The organism is Actinopolyspora xinjiangensis (genome assembly GCF_900104475.1).
In the GTDB taxonomy this organism is placed as follows: Bacteria; Actinomycetota; Actinomycetes; order Mycobacteriales; family Pseudonocardiaceae; genus Actinopolyspora; species Actinopolyspora xinjiangensis.
In genome coordinates this window covers 82505-103330 of record NZ_FNJR01000008.1, presented here as the reverse complement: position 1 = coordinate 103330, position 20826 = coordinate 82505, and the positions used below count along the sequence as shown (strand labels likewise).

Here is a 20826-nt window from a genome sequence, read left to right as displayed (position 1 = left end):
GAACCGCGCCCACCGGTTCCGCCGGGTTCTCCCGGTGGTGCCGGTGGGCGCGGGTGAGTCGTTACGAGCGCGGTCCGGGGATCAGAACGCGGCCTCGTCGATCTCCATCAGCGAGTTGTCGGTGTTCTCCACGACCTTGCGCCGGGAGGAGAGCTCGGGCAGCACGTTCTTGGCGAAGAACCGCACGGCGGCGACCTTGCCGTTGTAGAACGAGGCTTCCCTGCCGGTGGCGCCGTTGTCCAGCGCGCGCAGCGCGATCTCGGCCTGGCGCAGCAGCAGCCAGCCGATCAGCACGTCGCCCATGCTCATCAGCAGGGTGACGGCCTGCTGTCCGACCTTGTAGATCTCGTTGACGTCCTCCTGGGCGGAGGTCGCGAAGCCGAACAGCGCCCCGAGCATGCTCTGCGCGTCGTCCAGCGCCTGTCCGAGCAGCTCCCGCTCCTCCTTGAGCCGCTCGTCGGCCTCGGAGGCGTTCAGGGTCTGCTGGATCTCGTTCGCCACGTGGCCGATCGCCTGGCCGTTGTTCTTCACGATCTTGCGGAAGAAGAAGTCCTGTGCCTGGATCGCGGTGGTGCCCTCGTAGAGGCTGTCGATCTTGGCGTCCCGGATGTACTGCTCGATCGGGTAGTCCTGCAGGTAGCCCGAGCCTCCCAGGGTCTGCAGCGACAGCGTGAGCATCTCGTAGGCGCGCTCGGAGCCGACGCCCTTGACGATCGGCAGCAGCAGGTCGTTGACCTGCTCGAACAGGCTGGCGTCCTCGCCGCTCGTCTTGGCCTGCGAGATGCGGTCCTGGTAGTCGGAGGCGTAGCAGTAGACGGCGCGCAGCCCTTCCGCGTAGGCCTTCTGCAGCATCAGGATGCGCCGCACGTCCGGGTGGTGCGTGATCGTGACGCGGGGCGCGGTCTTGTCGGCCGCGCGCGGCATGTCGGCGCTCTGCACCCGCTCCTTGGCGTACTCCAGCGCGTTGAGGTAGCCGGTGGACAGGGTGCCGATGGCCTTGGTGCCGACCATCATACGGGCGTACTCGATGACCTGGAACATCTGCGCGATGCCGTCGTGCACCTCGCCGAGCAGCCAGCCCTTGGCGGGTGTGCCGTGCTGGCCGAAGGTGAGTTCGCAGGTGGCCGAGGCGTTGAGGCCCATCTTGTGCTCGACGTTGGTGACGAAGGCGCCGTTGCGCTCGCCGGGCTCACCGGTGCTGCCGTCGAAGTGGTACTTCGGCACCAGGAACAGACTCAGCCCTTTGGTGCCCGGCTTGGGCTCCACGTCGGGCCCCTCGGGGCGGGCCAACACCAGGTGCATGATGTTCTCGGTCATGTCCTGGTCGCCCGAGGTGATGAACCGCTTGACGCCTTCGAGGTGCCAGCTGCCGTCCTCCTGCTTGACGGCCTTGGTGCGGCCCGCGCCGACGTCGGAACCCGCGTCGGGCTCGGTCAGCACCATCGTCGCGCCCCAGCCGCGGTCGATCATCAGCTCGGCCCAGCGCCGCTGCTGCTCGGTGCCGTTCTCCCACAGGATGGTGGCGAAGCTCGGGCCGGCCATGTACATGAAGATCGCGGGGTTGGAGCCCAGCATCAGCTCCGCCGCGGCCCACTGCACCGACGGCGGGATGCCGTAGCCGCCCAGCTCGTCGGGCAGGCTCAGCCGCCACCACTCACCGTCCATGACCTGCTGGTAGGACTTCTTGAAGCCTTCGGGCAGCGTGACCGAGCTGGTCTTCGGGTCGAACTGGGCCGGGTTGCGGTCGCCCTCCTCGAAGGACTCGGCCAGCGGGCCGGTCGCGAGGGTGTTCAGCTCGGTGAGCACGCCCCGGGCCGAGTCCTCGTCGGCCTGTTCGAACGCGCCCTTGCCCAGCCGATTCTGCACTTCGAACAGCTCGAAGAGGTTGAACTCGAGGTCGCGGATATTGCTCTTGTAATGGCCCATGGCGTGGCTCCCTCGTGCTGAATCGTGCAGGGCGGGCCAGGTACCACGCCCTTACTCATCGGTAACCCAAGTATATTACCTACCAGTAACTTCTGCCAAGCGAACACCGTCGAAACGCCCCGAACGTCGGTGTGCTCCGGCTCTTCGGCGTTCGATTCGCGGACGACGGCCGGTATTCGGCAAGCCCTCGGGGCGGCGGCTCCCGCCGGGGAAACCAGTGGTGTCCGAGGGTTCGGACTCCGGCTTGACCCTCACGCCGCGTGAGGCAGCACCCTCGTGGTCGAGGTGAGCGAACATGAGTCGTTCGGCGGCGGGCTCCGGCCGCGGTGTCGGTGAGGTGGCACGGCTCTCCGGGGTCACGGTGCGCACCCTGCACCACTACGACCAGATCGGGCTGCTGTCACCGAGCGGGCGCAGCGCGGCGGGTTACCGCGAGTACTCGGAGGCGGATCTCGAACGGCTGCGGCGGATTCTCGCCTACCGCGAACTCGGGTTCGGCCTCACCGACATCGCCGACATCCTCGACGGCGGTGACACCACTGCGCATCTGCGGCGCCAGCGACGGCTGTTGACCGAGCGGATCGACCGGCTGCGGGCGGTGCTGGCCACCGTGGAGCTGGAACTGGAGGCGAACACGATGGGAATCGATCTCTCCGAGGAGGAGAAGTTCGAACTGTTCGGCGGGTTCGACCCGGACGAGCACGCCGAGGAGGCACAGCGGCGCTGGGGCGGCACCGATCCCTACCGGGAGTCGCGGCGCCGCACGGCCTCCTACACCAGGGAGGACTGGCAGCGCATGGCCGCCGAGCAGCGGCAGCTGCACCGGGACTTCGCCACGGCGTTGGCCGAGGGCGAGTCGGCCACTAGTGCCCGTGCGACGGACCTGGCCGAACGGCACCGCCTGTTGATCAGTGGTTGGTTCTACGAGTGCTCCTACGCGATGCAGTGCTCGCTGGCCGCGATGTATTTGGCCGACGAGCGGTTCACGGCCACCTACGAGCGCGAGATCGGAGTCGGGGGCGCCCGGTTCGTGCACGACGCGATCCTGGCCAACGCCGAACGCGCCCGCGAGTGAGTGGTCCGGCGCGACCGCCGGTGAGGCCGGACGGCCGGTGACACCGGTTGCGGGCGGGTCCGTTCCAGCCCGCACCCACACACTGGACGAACCTGTGAGCATCACGGTCCGCCGTGCCGGTGAATCTCCTCACCGGCACGGACGCGCCGTCCACCGGGATGCGTGAAGACTGTTCGGCTTCTCAAACGTTGTTTCGCACGTTAACCTGATCGAGTGAATCCTTGGAGGGTGCTTTTCCCCGAGGTAAACGATCCTGACGAACTTGATGCTGTACTGGGGAGAATCGACGCCGTGGCGCTACCACGAGCATCGCGTTGGCGCCCGCGCGAAGCGCCGCAGTGTACTTTCGCGGAACTATATCCAAGAGGAACCGAAGGAGAGCCTCGGCTGGGGGAAGTCGCGGCGCGTCTGGTGGGGGATCTCGTCGAGCCGGTGCACGATGCGTTGAGCGCTCTCACGATAATCGCCCGTCCTGCCCGCGTGATCGACAGGGTGCGGGAACACCTGGTGGCCCAGGCCACCGCACTCGTGGCTCGCACCCTGCTGCAGCGGCTGGACGACGCGCGTCGAGCGGGCGCACTCCGCGGCCACAGCGCCGAGGAGCGCTTCGCCGCCTTCGTGGCGGAGTCGGCGTCCTCGTCCGGCATCGCCGACATCGCCGACGACGTGCCCGACATGGTCGCTTGGGTGCGTCTCGTGGTGCGAACGCGCCGTGACGCCGTGCTGGCGATGCTGCACGACACGCAGTCGCGGTGGGAGGCGGTGACCGGTGCGGTCGCCGGAGCGCGACCCGAGGACCGGATCGAGGACATCGACCTCGGCACAGGCGACACGCACGGCGGTGGCCGAAGTGTAGCCGTCCTCCTCCTTGACTCCGGTCGACGCGTCGTGGCCAAGCCGCGCGACCTGTGGGTCGAGCAGGGATTCACCCGGTTCGCTTCCTGGCTGGGGGAGCGGGTGGGGATCGAGGTGCCCGAACCGACGTCCTACAGCACGGACCTACGAGGCTGGGTCGAGCACTTCGACGGGCGGACACCGCCCGCCCACGGGTACCCGCGCGTCGCGGGCGCCCTGCTCGCGGCGCTGTATCTCCTCGACGCCACCGACATCCACTACGAGAACCTGCTCACCGACTCGCGCGGACTGCCCGTGGTCGTCGACGCCGAGACCCTCATGACCCCTCGCATCGAGGGGCTGGGGTTCGCTCGGTCCGACGGACTGCTCGGCGTCGTGGCGACAGGCATGCTCTCGCTGCGTCGTGAGCGGGCTGACGACGCGAACGACGAGTTCGATGACCGTGCGTTCGACCCGGGCGCATTGGCATACCGCCCGGGTGATCGCTCGCCGTTCCGAGGCTGGAAGGCGGTCAACGTGGGTCGCGACGACATGCGTCTCGAGATGGCTTCGATACGGGTTGAACACCCAGGACCGGCACCCACCGCCCACCCTCGGACTCGGGCCGAGCGCGACGAGCTGGTCGGTGGTTTCACCGACGTGGTCTCCTGGGTACTGCGCCACCGGGAACGGACGCTGCGCACGATCGAGGAATCCTTCGAACGGGGGAGCGTGCGCTACGTACACCGTCCAACGATGCTCTACCACCAGGTACTGCGTATGGCCACGCACCCGGCCTTCGCCGGTCACGAGGCACGGCGGCGGGTCTTCGGGCGTCTGGTCGTGCTCGATCCGCCAACTCCGCCACGACTGGTGAACGCGGAGATGCGTCAGCTCGCTGTGGGGGACATGCCGAGCTTCCGCGTTTCCCCGCGCGGCACGTCCGTCCGTGACGGACACGGTGCCGATACCGGGGTCCGCTGTCGACTGTCCCCGTTGGATCACTGCCTGCGGGCGGTGAGCCGGCTGACCGATGAGGATGCCGAGCGAGAAGCCGAAGCGGCGCACCGCGCTCTCGACGTGTGGGGGTCTGGGGAATCAGGGAAAACCGGAAGAACTACGACATTCGCGCAGGAAGACGGAGCCTTATGATCGGGTGGCTCCGACATGTGTCCGGTGTGGATGAACAATGGCGCCGGCCGGTCGACACCCGCCAGGTGCTGCGCATCGACTTCCTCTTCGCGCTGGTCTTCGGTGGATGCGCCCTGCTCTCGATGGAGACGGCCCGAAGTCTCGGTTCGCTCCTCGAAGTGGAAATGAGCGTTGTCGAACAGTTGCTGTGGGTCGTCGTTCCGATCCTGACCCTCGTTGTGCGGCGCCTGTTCCCCTTGACGGTGCTCGCGATCGCCACGGTCCACCTCATTCTGACCGCGATCTTCGCTCCGATGCTGTCACCGGTCTTCTTCGTGCAGGTGTACTATTTCTTCTCCCTTTTCAATGCCATGGCCTGGGCGTGGCACCGGATCGGCGCCATGGTGCTGGCGCTGGTCTTCGCCCTGGTGGCCGGTGCCTGGATCCTGTACGACTTTCTGATCCGTCAGCAGCTCGAAACGCTGGCGTTGCAGTCCAGCTACGGTGTCTTCTCCGCTACCACCGCGGCCGTGCTGCAGGTTCTGCTCTCCACCACCGTTTTCTATCTCAGCGCCACCCTCGCGGGTGTCCTCACATGGTGGAGGGCGCGACGGGAGGACGCCGCGACCCAGCAGGCGATCACCATCGCGAAGCAGACGGCCGAGCTCAGCGAGCGCGCTGTCGGCGAGGAACGACTGCGGATAGCTCGTGAACTGCACGACGTCGTCGGGCGCCACGTGTCGGTGATCGGTATTCAGACCAGTGCCGCTCGCCGTGTCCTCACCACCGACCCCGACAAGGCGGTCGAGGCCATGAGCCAGGTCGAGCATTCCGCACGGGCCGCCACTCAGGATCTGCGGCTGTTGCTGAGCGCGCTGCGGGTACGTGACGAGAAAGGCACGGGGGAAGGAGCTCACGACGGTATCGGGGCCATGCGTACCACGGTGGAGTCCTTCCGCCGGCTCGGTCTGCGGATCGACGTACGGGAGAGCGGTGACCTCGAGCGGATTCCTTCCGCACCGGCCCTGGCGCTCCACCGCATCCTCCAAGAAGCCCTGGTCAACGTTCGTCGTCATTCGACAGCCGATCACGTGGACGTGTGCGTCGAGGTCCTGGAGGACACCTCCCCTCGTGAGGTACGGCTGCGGGTCGTCGACAACGGCCGCCCCCGAGGCAACACCTCGGGCAGCCAGGTAGGGCTCGTGGGGATGCGCGAGCGGGTCGAGCTGCACAACGGAAGTCTGCGCACCTCGACCACCGAGAACGGCGGTTACTGCGTGGAAGCCTGTCTCACCTGGCCTCAGGAGAACACGTGAGCGTTCAGCACGCGGGCCACAACGAACTCACCCGGCCGATTCGGCTGCTGCTGGTCGACGACCAGCAGCTGGTCAGGTCCGGTCTCGCCACGATCCTCAACACCGAACAGTTCCTGGAGGTCGTGGGCGAGGCATGTGACGGTACGGAAGCGATCGAGCTGACCCGGCGACTCCGGCCCGACATCGTACTGATGGACATCCAGATGCCGGGGATGGACGGTATCCAGGCAACGTGGCGGATCACCGCGGAGTACCAGGCCTCGGTGATCATACTCACCAGCTTCGACGACGAGGACAACGTGCTGGAGAGCCTCCAGGCGGGTGCGTCGGGCTTTTTGCTGAAGAACTCCGACCCCGCCCAACTCGTCCAGGCCGTGTTCGCCGCCTTCGAAGGCCATGCCCTGCTCGCGCCCGAGGTCACCCGCCAGGTCATCCGTCGTGGTTGCAGCGCCGCCGAGGCATGGCGCGGGGCTTCCCGAGCCGGAGATCGCCGTCGTATGTTGGCCGAGCTGACCCACCGGGAGCGGGAGATCCTGTGCTACGTGGGCCAAGGGCTGTCCAACCGTGAGATCGCCGATCGTCTGGTGGTGGGTGAAGCGACGATCAAGACCCATGTTTCGAGCTGCCTGCACAAGTTGCAGCTGCGTGATCGGGTGAAACTCGTCGTCTTCGCGTTCGAGTGCGGCTTGATGGACGAGGTCGGCAACGTCGAGTCCAACGAGGACTCCTCCTGAGGGGTGCCTCACCGAGCCGTGAGCCCGTTGTGATCGATCGGACGGCGCAGTGGGGAACGAACACCCGCTGTGGCCGCCCGCCACGAGCACTTCGCCGAGAACACCCGCACATCCGTTGTCCGAGTCCTGCTGATCGTTCACCGTGACCGGATGTGTCCGGTGGGCGGAGTTCCCGCTGGAACCGCGAGGGTCCCCGCACGGGCACTTCGAGCTGGGCGGTTAATCGGCCGCGCCGCGGGTGACGAAACGTGTGATCGGGGCTTCCCGCGCCGACGGGTCGAACACTCCCCCTCCCGCGGTACCCGATGGAGCGCTGTTGGAGCGTGCCCTTCGTCCTCGCGGCGGTTTTTCTCCTCCGCGAGACGGAGCTCGACTCCTGCGCTCTCACTCGTTTGATTGAGCTGCCGCCGTCAACAAGTCGATCCGGCGGCCGATGCGCGTGAGCCCGCGAGCGGGCGAAGGTGGTGGCACCGACGGGCGAGCAGGCTGCGCCCGACAGCTCCCCGACCCCTAGGACAGACATGCGTATCGATTCCCGTGTCGACGAGTTCCTGACCGCCCACCAACTGGGTCGGGTCCGTCCGGAGACCGTCAAGGAGCAGAACGGCCGCAACGCGAACTTCCTGGTGGTCACCACCACGGACACCCCCTTGTTCATCAAGACCGTCCGAGGCAGCGGCGCGGAGAGCCGGGAGAGGTTCGCCGCGTGCACGGCGTTCGAGACGCTGCGGCGTGAGAACACCACCATCCGGTCGGAGCTGGGCACCGCTCCGCTGCTCGCTTCGGACCGGGAGCACGGGTTCCTCGCCTACGAGGCGGTGGCCGGGGCGTCCAGTCTGGCCGAACTCGCACGCGAGGAGCCGGAGAACGCGGAGTCCGCCCGGTCTTCCGTCGCCGATCACGCGTGGGCCCTCGGCCGAATCCTCGCCGCCGTTCACGCGCTCGACGTCGAGCGGGTCCCCGAACGCACCGAACCCCTGCACATGCCACCGGTCGCTTTCCTCGACGCCTTGCCGTGGAAGCTGTACCGGCAGGCATCCGCGTCGGTGCTGCGGGTGTGGAACCGGCTGCAGCGCGACGAGGAGGTCGCGGACGCGCTGCGCGTGCTGCAGCGTGACGAGGCGGCGGCCACCCCCACAGCCATCCATGGCGACTTCCGACTCGACCAGCTGCTCCTGGGGCACGACGAGGTGCTGCGGCTCGTGGACATCGAGGAGTTCCGTCGCGGCGATCCTGCCCGTGACGTGGGGTCGATGGTCGGCGAGTGGCTGCACCGTGCCGCTCTCGACATCGTCACCGACCGCTCCGGAGCCGCGGGAGCCGCCGCCGGGGCCGCCGCGGCCGAGCTGGAACTCGACCACGAGGATGTCGTCGCGGGCGGGACCGCGGCGCTCGACCGCCAGCGCCCCGTGATCACTCGGTTCTGGGAGTCCTACTGGGCAGCGCGCGGTGATACCGCGACTCCCGAGTTCGTGCGGCGCGCGGCCCGCTTCGCGGGGTGGCACATGTTCGACCGACTCCTCGCGGTAGCCGAATACGTCCCGCGCGTCTCCGCGGTGCACTGGGCCGCCGCGGGCATCGGACGTCAGGCCCTGCTGAACCCCGGCGATGCCGCCCCGGCTCTCGGACTGCCGAGTCTCTCGGACGCCGAACTTTCCCCGTCCGGGCGGACATCCGCCCTTCCCACAGCCTCGGAGGAGCCCGTCGCATGAACAACTCCATCATCCTTACCGGCGCCGGAGCACGCGAGCGCGTCCTCGAGGCGCTGTCCGAGGTACGTGTCGACGCGGAGAACTGGACCGCCACCGTCGGCCTCCGCGACGTGGAGGGGGGATCTCCTGCCAAGCTGCGGCCTCGTCTGGTCGGTGCCATGTACGAGGTCCTGCACATGGGCCGCGCCGAGGAGAAGGATCTCGGCCGTATTCTGCGCGAGGAGGACGTCGAGGAGACGTTTGCCGACAACCAGCCACATGACACGACGCCCCGGCGTGCCCACGTGCTGCGGCGTGAGGACGACGGCGCCGTGGTCGATCTCGGTGATGTCCGGGTTCGGGTGCCGGAGGAGCTGCTGCCCGAGGACGCCGCGAGCGGATCGGTCGCCGAACTGGCCCTGCCCGCATCCAGGCCCGGCCTCTCTCGCGGCTTCTATCTGGTGGACGGTCCGCGGGGCTCGACCCGCGGGAGCGCCACCGGTCTCCGACGGATTTACATCCATCTCGCCGACCCGGAGTCGGCAGGCCCCGTGTGGCGGGAGGCCCTTCGGGTACTCAACGACCTCGGCGTCCGTTACCGATCCAAGGTGCTGTCCCACCGGGAGGGCTACCCCCGACGTGACGCCCTGGTCGTCTACCTCGAGCGGAACGACGCGGACCTGGCCCACGACGTCGCCGAAGCGGTGGCGGGGATGCCCGGAATCCTCGACGAGGTCTCGACATTCGCCCACCGCATCGCGGACGGTGTCGCCGTCGCCGACGAACCCCGGGACCCGAGGCCGCAGTACCGCGAACTCAGTTTCGGCGAGCACCGTTGCACCGTGGTGGCCAACGCTCTGGTCCGGCACGCCGAAGACCCCGGGCCCGGATTCGACGAGCTGCTCACGGCGGAGTGCGCGCGAGCCGGTGTCGATCCCGACACCTTCGCGTTCAACGCGGTTCCCACCGGGGACGACAACTTCGATCACAGCTGACCGACACCAACGCTTCCGAGTTCCTCTCCCAGGAAGGACGTGCTCATGACGACCGCCACTCAGCACACGGACGACACACAGCGGCCCACGGAGCCGGGGAACCAGCGCCATGACCACACCGGACGGTCCGCTTCCGGGGAGTTCGGGGAACACACCTACGGCGACGGGTTGGCGGACGTCTACGACTACATGTACCCGGTCACCCCGGCTGCCAAGGCCGCGGGTGAATACGTCGCCCGACTCGCGGGCCCCGGGGGCACGGCGCTGGAGCTGGGAATCGGCACCGGGCGCGTCGGTGCCTTCACCGCGGCAGCGGGCGTCCAGCTCACCGGGGTCGACGCTTCGCAGCGGATGCTGGACAAGCTGCACGAGCTCCATCCGGACAGCGGAATCCGGACTCGCAGGCTCGACTTCACCAGTGAGAGCACGGGCGAGACCTTCGACGTGGTGTACGTGCCGCTGTCCACGTTCTTCGTGGCACGCACCCTCGAGTCCCAACTGCGGACGATGCGGTTGATGCGCGAACAGGTCGCCCCCGGCGGAGACATCGTCATCGAGGCCTTCGACCCGCGCGACTATCACGCCCAGCAGGGAACACGAACCGAGACGCACCCGTTCCCCGACGGTTCGTTGATGATCGACACCACCATCGTCGAACGCACCATGCAGTTGATCGTGGTCAGCCACACGACGATCGACTCCGGTCGGCACGAGACGGTCAAGGAAATCGTGCGCTACGCCTTTCCCGCCGAGTTGGATCTCATGGCTCGTCTGGCCGGGCTCGAACTGGTCGAACGCTCCGCGGACTGGGCGGGCACTTCCTGGAACGCGGGCAGTCTCAGTCACGTCTCGCGCTATCGAGTGGCCGATCCGGACACGACCCCGAGCCAGGAGTAAGCACACCATGGCCAGAGCATCAGCGGTGCCAACCGTCATGACCGTTTCCACACCCACCGAAGAGACCGAGGCGGTGCTGGAGCCGGCCCCCATCTCGGTGCTGATCGTCGATGACCAGGACCTCGTGCGCAGCGGTGTGGCCATGATCGTCGACAGCGAGCCCGACCTGACCGTCGCGGGTCAGGCGAGCGACGGCCGAACCGCGATCGACGTCGCGCATGAGCTGCGGCCCGACGTCGTGTTGATGGACATCCTGATGCCCGGCTCCGTGGACGGCATCGAGGCCACCCGTCGGATCGTCGCGGAGACCGAGTCGAAGGTGGTCATGCTGGCCACCTTCGACTCCGAGGAGTGCGTCTTCCCGGCGTTGCAGGCAGGCGCCAGCGCCTATCTCCTCAAGGCGAGCGACGGTGAGACACTCGTTCACGCCGTGCGTACCGTGCACGACGGTCGCGCGTTGATGTCGCCCGAGGTCACCCGGACGGTGCTGCGACACTTCACGTCACGCGCGACGGGAGGCACGTTTCAGCCGCAGCTCGTCGGCTGCCTGAGCGAGCGGGAACGAGATGTGCTCAGCCTGGTAGCTCGCGGTCTGTCCAATGCCGAGATCGCGGAGGAACTCGTCGTCAGCGAGTACACCGCCAAGAGCCATGTTTCCCACATCCTGAGCAAGACCGGCGTGCGCGACCGCGTGCAGGCCGTGTCCCTGGCTTACGAGAGCGGTTTGGTGCGGCCGGGAGAAGGGGGCTGATGCCGGGCGGTTCCCGTCGCCTCCCGCCGGAACGGCTCAGGCCCCCGTGAGTACGAGCCCGGGATCGCGGGCCAGCGCGGCGAGCCGTTCGAACCGCATCGCGGCGTTGTCGGGCCAGTCCACGTAGGCCGCGTAGTCGTGCAGGTGGATCGCCCAGCGCAGCACGGCTGCCCTGGCGAGCAGGGAACGATCGATTGGACCGTCGTAACCTGCCAGTACCGTCTCGGCGACAGGGTGACCGTCGAGAGACTGGGGTTCGGAGGCCGCGAACGGGGTGTTGGCGAGTTCGAGCGATTCACCCAGCAGCCAACCGAGGTCCCATTCCGGTGGCGCGTCAGCGAGCTCATCGGTGACCAGCACGGTCGTGCTTTCCCCGCTCGGGGCGGGGTAGAGCGCGTTGCCTCCGGGCGCGCCGAGCACGAGCGTCGCGGGAGCCGAGCGCAGCCGGCGCGCTCCGTCCAGCAGCAGTTCCCGCAGCTCCGGCTCATCGAGGAGTTGGGCGTGCAACCGGGCCGCGGCCCCGGGCCCCGTGCCCTCCAGGAGCCAGGAGGTGAGACGGCGCAATCCCGTGGGCTCCCGCCCGGCGGCGGCGCCGAGATCGTGGACCCCGGCGAGGGCCGGCCCCAAGGGGCTCACCATCCGGGCCAAGGCCGCGGTGGGCATACCGGCGAGGAGCAGCGTCGCCCAGGACGCCTGCCCCGGCACGTCGAAGTACAGCGCGGACCCGTGCGCCCGGGGCAGGGCCCAATCCACGCCGGGCCTGGTCACCTCGGCCACGCGTGACATCGCGGGAACCAGGCCGGGGCCGGGGGTTCGCAACCGTCCCGGCTCCCGGCGCAGCACTGTTCGACCGTCGGGCCTACGAATCGTGACGGTGCGCAGGTAGCCCGTCTCGGTGGTCCGCAGTACCTCGTCGTCCTGCTCGACCGACTCAGTCATCCGTGGCCTCCCGCGGCGACTTCGATGTGAGAGCGGTGGCCACGGATGCCAGGCCCACCGGGAAAGGCGCGGGTGGGAGACCCTCCCGACGTCCGGTTGCCGTGCTGACTCCGGTTCCCGGGTCGAGAACGGTCACATCGGGCCGCCCGGTGAGACGCTCCAGGTGCTCTTTGTAGGCGGGGGCATCGAGAGTGCCGGGCGGCAGAGCGGGGCACAGTACCACTGGTGAGGTCGTGCACTGCAGCGCGAGTTGGGTCGGCGTGTCGGCCAGGCCGTTCGCGACGCGGCCGAGGTAGGAGAAGGTGCACGGGTGCACGAGGAATGCGTCGGCCCACTCGGCGAGCTCGACGTGGGCGGTGCTGCCCGATGCCGCATCGTCCCAGGAATCGAGTTCGGTCGGCCTGCCCAGTAGCGCGGTGACCGCGGCCGTGCCGACCATGCTCGTGGCGGTGCGGGTGAGCCGCACCCGCAGCTGTGGCGGATGCGGCAGCCTGTTGACGAATCCCAGCCAGTAGGGCAGGTAGGCCGCGCTGAGCGAGCCGGTCACCACCACGACGACCCGTCGTCCTTCGAGGGTCGCGAGTATCTCGGCGAATTCGCTCGCCGCGTTCTCGGTCGGATCACTCACTGCTCGTCCAATGCGTCGGTGATCTCTTGCAGGTCCTGCAACGCCTCGACGGGGCCGTGCTGGAAATACACACCGCTGACGTTGAGCAGGATCTCGGTGACCCCGGCCCGGAGCCAGTGCGACAGCCGCTCGGCGATCTCTGTCGCGGAACCGTAGACGTACAGGCCCTCGCGTACGATTTCAGCGGCGTTGTGGTCGCGGTCGCCGATGATCACGTTATAACCCGCCCGCTTGAGCGTATCGCCGTAATGGGGCGCTGCCAGGTGACCGCCGAGCCCGGCGAGGGCCAGTTCCACCGGGTCGCGGCCGGGGCGGTCGAGAGCGACGTTGACCACGGTTGCCAGCCGGGGCGGACTCTCGCGCCCGGCAGCACCGCGAGCCAGCGCGGGCAGCAGTCGCTCGGCGCAGTACTCCGGCGGGGTGAGCCAGGAGATGGCTACGTCGGCGAGTTCCCCGGCCAGCTCGGTCATCCGGGGCCGCAGCACGCCGAGCCCGAGGTCCACTCGGTAGTCGAGATCCGGGTTCAGCTTCGCTCGTACCGAGAAGTAGCGCCCCTGGTGATCGACTTTCTTCCCGCTGACCAAGTCGCGCACGATCGTGGCGTACTCGCGGACGTAGGTGAGCGGACTCGCGGGCCAGCTGCCGGTCATCGCTTCGTTGAACTGCCGCGACCCGAGACCGAGCCCGGCGACGTACGGCGCCTTGGAGAAGACCGCGAGCTCCCGAGCGTGCATGGCGGCCGTGACCGGGTGCCGAAGCGGCATCAGGTTCACGGCCGTGCCCAGCGGTGTGGTGTTGCCTTGCGCGATCAGCCGTGCGAACGCGGTGTGCGGCTCGAAGATCATGCCCTGGCCGCAGTAGAACCGGTGCATCCCGGCGAGCTCGACGAAGGAGGAGAAGGTCTTGAGTTCGACGGGATCGACGGGTGAGCTCGGATATATCACCGAGCAGTCGGATCTGCGCACCGGGCGAGGGTCCATGGGTAAGTCCTCTCCGACCGGATCCGCTCGCCCCACGCGGCGGTCGCGGTCCGTTGACGACGAAGTGGGGTTGTCGGGGTGAGTTGTCTCCGGGGCGTTCATCGGTTCCGCACCGCTTCGTGCAACGGGACGCTGCCACCGGAGCGCAGCACGGATCCGGAGTAGATCCGGCCCGCGATCCAGAAGGCCGCGGCGACGGTGAGCAGCGCGACCGCGAAGGAGGTGGTTAGCTGCCAGATCGGGACGCTCTCGATCGCGAGTCGAGGGGGGAGTACGAACATGTTGAACACCGGGGCCATCGAGGCGGCGTCGAGCAAGCGGCTGTCGGTGGAGTCGAACACGAGGTAGAACGCCGCCGCCATCGGTAGCAGCGTCGCCGCCATGGCGGGCTGGAGGGCGCTGTTGAGGTCCTCCTGGCGTTCGACGCGAGCGGCGAGACCGGCCATCAGCGTGCCGCACGTGACTATGCTGAACACCAGGCACACAGCACCGACCGCGACCACCCCGGCCGAAGTGCCGTCCAGATCGGGTAGCTGGCCGCCCAGCGCGATCCCGGCGATCGCGGAGCCGAGGATGACGATGAGCTGCACGAGCCCGATGAGTGTGATGGCCACGACCTTGCCCGCCAGCAGCTGCCAGGGGCGCACACTGGTCAGCAGGATCTCCACGACGCGGGAGGCTTTCTCCTGCATCACATCGGTTGCCAGCGGAATTCCCCACAACAGGATGATGAGCAAGGCTCCGGCCGCGAAGCTGAGTCCGGTCAGCACGCCGGTCATGTCGATCTTCTCCCCGGTGGTGACCACGGACAGGGAGGCGGTACGCAGATCCCGGGCGAGCGCATCGGCGTCGACACCGTTCTCCGCTGCCGCCTGGCGCAGAGCTTGGTCGCGCAGCGCGCTCCGTAGCGTGGTAGCCAGCTGCTGGTCGAGCGAGTCCTCGACCAGCACTCGGAAACCTTCCCGGTCCCCTTCGCCCGGCACCAGCACGGCGTCGGCCTCGCCGTTGGAGAGCAGCGTGCGACCGTCGCTTCCGCTCGCCGTCTCCTTGAGGGTGAGCTGGTCGTCGAGCCCGGCGGCTGTGGTGGCGAGAGCACTTGTCGCGTCGGTGTGAGCCAGAGTGGGAGGGTCGTCGTTCTCACCGCTGAGCAGGGGGACGGCGAACGCCAGCAGCGCGAAGAGCGCGGTACTGAGCGCGAACGCACTGGTCCACAGTTTGGTGGCGAGCTCGCGTCGGAGCATGATCCATACCCCGCCGAGGCCGCGAACGCGCCGGGGCTCGGGCTCGACCCGCGGCCGCTTCGGGGGGGAGGGGGCGGACGTGCGGGTGGTTCCGGTGCTGGTGGGCAGGCTCATGCGGTGGATTCCTCCTGGTCGGCGGGATGCGGGTCGACGACGGAGCGGTAGATCTCGAAGAGGGAGGGGCGCCAGGGGCGCAGTTCCAGCAGCGAGCCGTGGCGCCGCACGGCATCGGCGAGGTGGTCGGGCCCCTCGGGAGTTCCGGCCAGCGAGACGATCACCCCGCCGTCGGGCGCGGGCTCCAGCGTGTCGCGCGCAGCGGAGTCCAGCTCAGCGCTCCACAACCGGGAATCGGCGTCGCTGCGTACCAGGTAACGTGGCTGCGCTTCGTCGGTGAGCTCGGCCACGGTCCCGTGGGCCAACAGCGAGCCCTGGCGCAGGACGGCGACCCGATCGCACACCCGCTCCACTAGGTCGAGCTGGTGGCTGGAGAAGATGACCGGCACGCCGCGGTCGGCCTCCTCGCGCAGGACTCGTGACATGACGTCGACGGCGAGCGGGTCGAGACCGGAGAACGGTTCGTCGAGCACGAGTGTGTCCGGGGCGTGCACCAGAGCTGCCGCGAGTTGGACCCGCTGCTGGTTGCCGAGGCTCAGCTCCTGCAAGCGGCTTTGTCGACGCTGGCTCAGCCCGAGAACCTCGAGCCAGTACGCCGCCGCGCGCCGGGCGTCGCCACGGGTGAGCCCGCGCAGCTCGGCGAAGAATCGCAGCTGGTGCTCCACCCGCATGGTGTCGTAGAGGCCGCGTTCCTCGGGCATGTATCCCATCCGGGAGCGGATGCCGTCGTCCACGGGCTCGCCGTCGAGCAGTACTCGCCCGCTGTCCGCTTCGGTGACACCGAGAACGATGCGCATCGAGGTGGTCTTGCCCGCACCGTTGCCGCCGACGAAACCCAGGATCTCGCCGCGTTCCACCGGCAGGCTCACGTCATGCAGGACCGGGCGGGTCCCGTAGCTCTTGCGGAGGTGTTCGAGGGCCAGCACGGTTCTCCTTCTGGATCGCCGGCGACGGGCGGTACGGCCCGTCTTGTCGTGTACGCTAAACAAGCTGTTGGGTTAACACAACATCTTTTCAGGTTCTTCTGTCAAGATGCTTGCTTTTTCGGTCCTCTGTTGCATAAACTAGCCGTATGGCTCGCAGTGCCCGTCGGGATGACGAAGGTCGGCGCATCTACAACCGCGTCGCCGTTGTCCGCGCCGAGGTGGGAATGAGTCGCGCCGCTCTCGCCGAGCACGTCGGTGTGAACAGGCAGACCATCGGTGCGCTGGAGCGGGGCGATCACTACCCCAGCCTGTTGCTCGCCATGAGCATCTGTGACGTGTTCGGCCTGCCCATCGAGGCGGTATTCAGTCGAGAACCGTTCCAGTCGATCACCGCGGCCTACGGCCGTCCCGACACCGGTGCCACGAGAGGAGACCAGGTATGAGCCGCACCGCGCGCCCGCACCCGTCCCGTCACTGGGCCATGGCCGCAGTGGCGGTCGGCCTGCTGTCCTGGGTGGTGTTCACTGGCGCCTCGATAGCGTCACGGACGCACTCCTGGGTATGGGGCCTCAGTCTCGGCCTCGTCATCGCGACGTGGATCTTCTGCCGGATACTCACCCGCGACATCGCCGAACGGCGTGCGAGCGAGATCGACGAGTACGAGCTGACCCAGCGCAACCAGGCCCGTACCTTCGGGTACTACGCCGCGCTCGGCGGGGCGCTCGTGCTCTACCTCGGACCCTCGGTCGTCGCGGCGTTCACCGAGCGGGGGCACGACGCGTTGCTCCTGCAGTCCCACGAACTCATGTTGGCCGCGTTCCTGCCCGCGGCGGCCGGTCCCTCGTTCTTCCTCGCCTGGCGGCTGCGTGACGCCGTCGATCCGGTGGAGGACGCCGACCCGACCGACCAGGATCTCCTCCAGAGCTGAGTGGGACTCCTCGCCCGGGCGGCTCCGCGTCCGGCCCTGCCCCGAGGGGGCTATCGGCAATCACGAAGGAGAGGTCGACATGACCACGCACCACCTCGTCTCGTCCCTGACTCTGCCCGAGGCCCTCATGGCCTTCCTGCACGCCGACAACGGTCGGCCGTTCGAGACCGCCCGCCCCCAGGCACTCACCGCCACCGCCGAGCTAGCCGAGCTCGTGGTGGCGGGACACGCCCACATCGAGGACGAGCGGGTCATCGTGGACGCGCCCGCCGTCGGAGAACGCGACTGGGTGACCGAAGTGACCAGCGCACTGGCCGGTCACCCCGTCGGTGTGGCCTCCTGGATCAAACAGCGCCGCGAGGCGCTGGCCGTGCAGCAGAACGCGGCCGCCACCGCCGGTGTCCTCAACTACGACCGTGGCAAGCTGCTGGGGTTGTTCGGCTACGACCGGCACGAGGTCGATCCCGAGGTCAAACAGGCCCTGACCGACGCGCTGTGCGGCCCGGACGCCGAGAGCGACCCCCGGCTGCCGGCTCTGGCCCGCCTGTTGGTGAAGGCTCGTCTCCACTCGCGCCACGAGTTCGACAGCGGCCAGCGAGCCCGGCTCCAGGAACTCGCCGAGCGGGCGGAGCGGACACCGGTGCCGCGAACAGCGACCCGGGTCATCGATGTCGCCGTAGGCTACGCGATCTACACGAGCATCACCGACGGGTGAGTCAAGTGAGCTATTCGGACCGCGCCACCCCGAGTGTCGAGATCCTGTCGAACGGGCTCACGCTCGTCACCGCTCCGGCCGTTACCACCGGGGTGGCCACAGTCGCCGTCCATGTCGGGGTGGGATTCCGATCCGAACCGGCCGACTACTCCGGCATGGCCCACTTCTTCGAACACCTGATGTTCGGTGGCAGTGCCAACGTCGCCCCCGGCGGTCACTTCGCGGCGGTCGAAAGCGTCGGCGGCCGAGTCGGGGGGCACACCCGGCACGACTACACGGAGCTGTTCGACGTCGTACCCGCTCACGCGCTCGGCGAGGTGGTGGGACTCGAAGCCGATCGCCTGTCGGAGCCCCGGCTCGACCCGGAGACGCTGCGCACCCAGCTCGGTGTGATCCGGGCCGAGCTCGAACAGGTCGGTGCCACGCCCTACGGGGGCTTTCCCTGGCGTTTCCTCCCTCCGACCATGTACTCCACTCACCCCAACATTCACGACGGCTACGGTGATCTCGACACCCTGGCCACGGTGACACCCGGGCACGCCGCGCGGTTCTTCGCGACCTGGTACGCGCCCCACCGGATAGTCGTCACGCTCGAAGGGGATCTCAGGCCTTCCGCTCTCGCGGCGGCGCGCGAGTCGCTGAGCGCGATCCCGGCCAGCCCCGACAGCGACGAAGGGGAGATCGACGTCTCGGAACCGCCCCGACAGCGGGACCGGCACGAGGTGGTCCGGGCCCGCAACATCCCGGAGCCGGTGTGGGCGGTCGGTTTCCGGCTGCCGGACCCACGACGAAACCCCCTCGTGTTCGCGGCATGCACCGCTTTGGCGACGCTGTTGCCCGTCCACGACCCCGCCGCCGGAATCACCGCGCGTTCCGGCTGGTTCGGCACGCCCGCCGACGCGCGCTCCCCGGATCCCCTGGTGCTCTCCACCCATCCGCGCCACGGGGTTGGCGGGGACCAGCTCATCGAGATGGTGCGCGAACTCCTCGCGCCCTGGCGTGATGGGAGACCGCGTCCAGCCGTGCTGGAAACCGCCCCGGCGCGGCTGCGGCTGTGGCAGTACCAGCGCGCCGAACGTCCCGCACACCGCGCCCGGCGGCTGGGCGCGACTCAGCTCCTGTTCGGGGACCCTCTCTTCGACCACACCGTCGACCCCGCCCGCGCCCTGGACCGCGACCTCCTAGGCGCGGCGGCCGAGCACCTCCTCGGGCAAGCCGTCGGATCGATTCTGGTCCTGCCATCGGAAGCGGACGCGACATGAGACTGCCGGCGCACCGACAGGAACGCACCCAGGACGGCACCGATCTGGTCGCCGTCGACTGGCCCGGAGCCACCTTCACGGAGATACGCGTAGTACTTCCCCTGGTCCGTCACTCCCGTCGAGAAGCGGCGCTGACCCAGTTGCTGGGACGCCTGCTGCCGCTCGGTCCGGAAGACCGGAACCTGGCCGGTCACGACGAGCGGGTGCTGCGCAGGGGCGGCAGCATCACCGGCGGCACGGCGGTCGATCGGTTCCACCTCACCGCGACCGTGCCTTCCGCCCAACTCGACTGGGCGCTGTCGGAGCTGTTCGGGCGATTGGTCCGACCCGACTACACCGACGAGGCCGTGGCTGACGTGTTTCGTGCCGAGGCCACCCGATTCGCTCAGGTAGCGGGACACCGCGAGGTGTTGCTGCAGCCGAGTCTCGCCCGCCTCCGCTGGGGAGCGGACCACCCTTACGCGCGTACCGTCCATTCGACGGACGACTTCACCGGGGTGCTCGCCGAGGCCCCGGAGGCGGCGGAGATGTGCCGGGTCGCCGCCGATGTGCTGACACTCGACGGAGCCACGGTGGTGGTCGTAGGAGACCTCGGCACCGACCGGGGCCGGCACTGGGACGTGGTCTGGCCCCGGCTCGCGGAACCGGTCACACGTGCATCCCGGACGTTGTGTCGATCCGCGGCTCGACCGGACGATCATGAGGCCGCTCCCCAGGGTGGGACACGAACCGTCCTTCGGCTCCCATCCGACGAGCCGATCGCCTCGCTGCGGCTGGGATCTCCCGCTCCGGTGCGCCAGCACCCGGACCACCCGGCGTTGCAACAGCTCAGCATGTGCCTGAGCGGATACTTCGGTTCGCGTCTCAACCAGGAACTCCGCGAGCGTCGGGGTGACGTGTACGGGGTAACCGGAGGGTTCGAGGTGCTCGCCGATGCCGCCACCCTGGTCGTGTCCCTCGAGTGTCCCGCAGACCGGATCGAAGCGGTGCGCGGCATCGTCACCGAGACCGTCGACGAGCTGTGTCGTCGTGGTCCGGAAGCGGAGGAGCTGAAAGCCGCGGTGCGTTACTCCACCAACGCCGTCACCGTGGGGCTGTCGACTCCATCGGCCCTCGCGGGCGCCGCCGCGTCGGTGGTGTTCGGTGGTGAGACCCTCGGCATGTGGGAACGCCACGCCGATGCCGCGGCCGACCTCCAGCCTGCCGAGGTAGCGGCGGCGGGTCGCCGCTACCTCGGTTCTGAACGGCGGGTCGAGGTGGTCGCACGGCCATCGTGACCAGCGGCGACGCCTCTGGAGGGGCATCCGAAATCGACACGGCGGAGGAGCTCGATCGCTGAGTCGGGGACAACCACGTCGTGAGTGCGACGGAGACGTACAGATGGTCCGCGCGGCCGATGAGTGATGATTTCGGCGCTTCCTAATCTCGTTCTCAACGAGGTCACGGACGGCCTCGCAGGAGAACCTCCGAGGTTCCTCCGTCACTACATCACGAAACCAGGGGAGAATCATGAGCACTCAGGATCTCATCGCCGGTTACGCCGCCTACACCAACGCCGCCGAGCTGCACGCTGGTGAGGACGACGCGCCCGCCATCACGCCGACCACCACGTCGTCGTTCCCCTGCGGGGTCTCGGTCGGCGCCTCGGTCGCCGAAACCGTCGACAACGGTTGCTGAGCAGCTTTCCCCTTATTTTCCGGGGAGGGGGGCAGCCCGAATCGCGGGTCGCCGTCCCTTCGGTCG

20 protein-coding genes are annotated in these 20826 nt (G+C 68.4%); 14 read left to right on the top strand and 6 right to left on the bottom strand.

Annotation, left to right across the window (positions count from 1 at the left end; all coding sequences use genetic code 11):
- Window positions 1-81: 81 nt before the first annotated feature.
- Window positions 82-1926 (bottom strand): acyl-CoA dehydrogenase, encoded by a 1845-nt coding sequence (locus tag BLQ75_RS13490; RefSeq protein WP_092602230.1) that lies wholly within the window; start codon window positions 1924-1926, stop codon window positions 82-84.
- Between the two features lie 295 nt (window positions 1927-2221).
- Here BLQ75_RS13490 and BLQ75_RS13485 point away from each other — a divergent pair, with 295 nt between their 5' ends.
- From BLQ75_RS13485 to BLQ75_RS13450, 8 genes are all read left to right on the top strand, one after another.
- Window positions 2222-3001 carry a MerR family transcriptional regulator gene (locus tag BLQ75_RS13485; protein ID WP_092602228.1) on the top strand — a complete coding sequence of 260 codons (780 nt, stop codon included), beginning with the start codon at window positions 2222-2224 and terminating at the stop codon, window positions 2999-3001.
- Between the two features lie 432 nt (window positions 3002-3433).
- On the top strand, window positions 3434-4987 hold the full coding sequence (locus BLQ75_RS13480) for a DUF4135 domain-containing protein (RefSeq protein WP_170837479.1): 1554 nt from the start codon (window positions 3434-3436) through the stop codon (window positions 4985-4987).
- A gap of 26 nt (window positions 4988-5013) precedes the next feature.
- Window positions 5014-6282 carry a sensor histidine kinase gene (locus tag BLQ75_RS13475; protein ID WP_170837478.1) on the top strand — a complete coding sequence of 423 codons (1269 nt, stop codon included), beginning with the start codon at window positions 5014-5016 and terminating at the stop codon, window positions 6280-6282.
- Window positions 6279-7016, top strand: a complete 738-nt coding sequence (locus tag BLQ75_RS13470) for a response regulator (protein ID WP_092602223.1) — start codon at window positions 6279-6281, stop codon at window positions 7014-7016. The genes BLQ75_RS13475 and BLQ75_RS13470 overlap by 4 nt, the downstream gene beginning before the upstream one ends.
- 521 nt (window positions 7017-7537) lie before the next feature.
- Window positions 7538-8728: a class V lanthionine synthetase subunit LxmK gene (gene lxmK / locus BLQ75_RS13465; protein WP_092602221.1), complete on the top strand. Its 1191-nt coding sequence runs from the start codon at window positions 7538-7540 to the stop codon at window positions 8726-8728.
- Entirely contained in the window at window positions 8725-9702 is a 978-nt protein-coding gene (locus BLQ75_RS13460; RefSeq protein ID WP_092602219.1) for a T3SS effector HopA1 family protein, read from the top strand. The genes lxmK and BLQ75_RS13460 overlap by 4 nt, the downstream gene beginning before the upstream one ends.
- 45 nt (window positions 9703-9747) lie before the next feature.
- On the top strand, window positions 9748-10599 hold the full coding sequence (locus BLQ75_RS13455; protein ID WP_092602217.1) for a class I SAM-dependent methyltransferase: 852 nt from the start codon (window positions 9748-9750) through the stop codon (window positions 10597-10599).
- A gap of 7 nt (window positions 10600-10606) precedes the next feature.
- The gene (locus BLQ75_RS13450) at window positions 10607-11350 is read left to right on the top strand and encodes a response regulator (RefSeq protein WP_244515522.1); all 744 of its coding nucleotides are present in this window, start codon (window positions 10607-10609) and stop codon (window positions 11348-11350) included.
- A 36-nt stretch (window positions 11351-11386) separates the two neighbouring features.
- Here BLQ75_RS13450 and BLQ75_RS13445 read toward each other — a convergent pair whose 3' ends face one another.
- The 5 genes from BLQ75_RS13445 to BLQ75_RS13425 form a co-directional block, all read right to left on the bottom strand.
- Window positions 11387-12289, bottom strand: a complete 903-nt coding sequence (locus BLQ75_RS13445; protein WP_092602213.1) for a hypothetical protein — start codon at window positions 12287-12289, stop codon at window positions 11387-11389.
- The gene (locus BLQ75_RS13440) at window positions 12282-12917 is read right to left on the bottom strand and encodes a flavoprotein (protein ID WP_170837477.1); all 636 of its coding nucleotides are present in this window, start codon (window positions 12915-12917) and stop codon (window positions 12282-12284) included. The genes BLQ75_RS13445 and BLQ75_RS13440 overlap by 8 nt, the downstream gene beginning before the upstream one ends.
- On the bottom strand, window positions 12914-13882 hold the full coding sequence (locus BLQ75_RS13435) for an LLM class flavin-dependent oxidoreductase (protein WP_170837476.1): 969 nt from the start codon (window positions 13880-13882) through the stop codon (window positions 12914-12916). The genes BLQ75_RS13440 and BLQ75_RS13435 overlap by 4 nt, the downstream gene beginning before the upstream one ends.
- Before the next feature lie 113 nt (window positions 13883-13995).
- Window positions 13996-15138, bottom strand: a complete 1143-nt coding sequence (locus BLQ75_RS13430; protein WP_170837475.1) for an ABC transporter permease — start codon at window positions 15136-15138, stop codon at window positions 13996-13998.
- 110 nt (window positions 15139-15248) lie between these two features.
- Window positions 15249-16178 (bottom strand): ABC transporter ATP-binding protein, encoded by a 930-nt coding sequence (locus tag BLQ75_RS13425; RefSeq protein WP_092602205.1) that lies wholly within the window; start codon window positions 16176-16178, stop codon window positions 15249-15251.
- A gap of 146 nt (window positions 16179-16324) precedes the next feature.
- On the opposite strand from BLQ75_RS13425, the gene BLQ75_RS13420 reads away from it, so the two are divergent.
- The 6 genes from BLQ75_RS13420 to BLQ75_RS23475 all read left to right on the top strand — a co-directional run bounded on the left by BLQ75_RS13420 (window position 16325) and on the right by BLQ75_RS23475 (window position 20760).
- Window positions 16325-16621 (top strand): helix-turn-helix transcriptional regulator, encoded by a 297-nt coding sequence (locus tag BLQ75_RS13420; RefSeq protein ID WP_092602203.1) that lies wholly within the window; start codon window positions 16325-16327, stop codon window positions 16619-16621.
- On the top strand, window positions 16618-17106 hold the full coding sequence (locus tag BLQ75_RS13415) for a hypothetical protein (protein ID WP_092602201.1): 489 nt from the start codon (window positions 16618-16620) through the stop codon (window positions 17104-17106). The genes BLQ75_RS13420 and BLQ75_RS13415 overlap by 4 nt, the downstream gene beginning before the upstream one ends.
- A 79-nt stretch (window positions 17107-17185) precedes the next feature.
- The gene (locus BLQ75_RS13410) at window positions 17186-17821 is read left to right on the top strand and encodes a GPP34 family phosphoprotein (protein ID WP_092602199.1); all 636 of its coding nucleotides are present in this window, start codon (window positions 17186-17188) and stop codon (window positions 17819-17821) included.
- 5 nt (window positions 17822-17826) lie between these two features.
- Window positions 17827-19083, top strand: coding sequence for a M16 family metallopeptidase (locus BLQ75_RS13405; protein WP_170837474.1), 1257 nt, complete (start codon window positions 17827-17829; stop codon window positions 19081-19083).
- Window positions 19080-20360 carry a M16 family metallopeptidase gene (locus BLQ75_RS13400; RefSeq protein ID WP_092602195.1) on the top strand — a complete coding sequence of 427 codons (1281 nt, stop codon included), beginning with the start codon at window positions 19080-19082 and terminating at the stop codon, window positions 20358-20360. Before BLQ75_RS13405 ends, BLQ75_RS13400 begins: the two co-directional genes overlap by 4 nt.
- A 232-nt stretch (window positions 20361-20592) precedes the next feature.
- Window positions 20593-20760 carry an LxmA leader domain family RiPP gene (locus tag BLQ75_RS23475; protein WP_170837473.1) on the top strand — a complete coding sequence of 56 codons (168 nt, stop codon included), beginning with the start codon at window positions 20593-20595 and terminating at the stop codon, window positions 20758-20760.
- The last annotated feature ends 66 nt before the right edge of the window (window positions 20761-20826 follow it).

Excerpts from the sequence above, each read along its gene's own strand:
- lxmK (WP_092602221.1), top strand. The coding sequence starts at position 7,538 with ATGCGTATCGATTCCCGTGTCGACGAGTTCCTGACCGCCCACCAACTG.
- BLQ75_RS13420 (WP_092602203.1), top strand. The coding sequence starts at position 16,325 with ATGGCTCGCAGTGCCCGTCGGGATGACGAAGGTCGGCGCATCTACAAC.
- BLQ75_RS13410 (WP_092602199.1), top strand. The coding sequence starts at position 17,186 with ATGACCACGCACCACCTCGTCTCGTCCCTGACTCTGCCCGAGGCCCTC.
- BLQ75_RS13445 (WP_092602213.1), bottom strand. The coding sequence starts at position 12,289 with ATGACTGAGTCGGTCGAGCAGGACGACGAGGTACTGCGGACCACCGAG.
- BLQ75_RS13400 (WP_092602195.1), top strand. The coding sequence starts at position 19,080 with ATGAGACTGCCGGCGCACCGACAGGAACGCACCCAGGACGGCACCGAT.
- BLQ75_RS13490 (WP_092602230.1), bottom strand. The coding sequence starts at position 1,926 with ATGGGCCATTACAAGAGCAATATCCGCGACCTCGAGTTCAACCTCTTC.
- BLQ75_RS13415 (WP_092602201.1), top strand. The coding sequence starts at position 16,618 with ATGAGCCGCACCGCGCGCCCGCACCCGTCCCGTCACTGGGCCATGGCC.
- BLQ75_RS13455 (WP_092602217.1), top strand. The coding sequence starts at position 9,748 with ATGACGACCGCCACTCAGCACACGGACGACACACAGCGGCCCACGGAG.
- BLQ75_RS23475 (WP_170837473.1), top strand. The coding sequence starts at position 20,593 with ATGAGCACTCAGGATCTCATCGCCGGTTACGCCGCCTACACCAACGCC.
- BLQ75_RS13430 (WP_170837475.1), bottom strand. The coding sequence starts at position 15,138 with ATGCTCCGACGCGAGCTCGCCACCAAACTGTGGACCAGTGCGTTCGCG.
- BLQ75_RS13460 (WP_092602219.1), top strand. The coding sequence starts at position 8,725 with ATGAACAACTCCATCATCCTTACCGGCGCCGGAGCACGCGAGCGCGTC.
- BLQ75_RS13485 (WP_092602228.1), top strand. The coding sequence starts at position 2,222 with ATGAGTCGTTCGGCGGCGGGCTCCGGCCGCGGTGTCGGTGAGGTGGCA.
- BLQ75_RS13450 (WP_244515522.1), top strand. The coding sequence starts at position 10,607 with ATGGCCAGAGCATCAGCGGTGCCAACCGTCATGACCGTTTCCACACCC.